At 49.8% G+C, this 209-nt stretch carries 1 rRNA gene; it reads right to left on the reverse strand.

Annotation, left to right across the window (positions count from 1 at the left end):
• Positions 1 to 84: 84 nt before the first annotated feature.
• Positions 85 to 209, reverse strand: a 23S ribosomal RNA gene (locus MUW49_RS21505); the annotation flags it as partial.

Genomic DNA, 209 nt, shown 5'->3' on the forward strand with positions numbered 1-209 from the left:
TGACGTGAATAACGACTGGTCGCTATCACTGAATTAGTAGTTCGCTCATTCGCTACAAGGCCCAGAACACTTCTTGGGTGTTGTATGGTTAAGCCTCACGGGTAATTAGTATGGGTTAGCTCAACGTATCGCTACGCTTACACACCCCACCTATCAACGTTGTGGTCTCCAACGGCCCTTTAGGACCCTCAAGGGGTCAGGGATGACTC

The organism is Aeromonas sp. LsrichE-8G (assembly GCF_022869435.1).
Taxonomy (GTDB): domain Bacteria; phylum Pseudomonadota; class Gammaproteobacteria; order Enterobacterales; family Aeromonadaceae; genus Aeromonas; species Aeromonas caviae.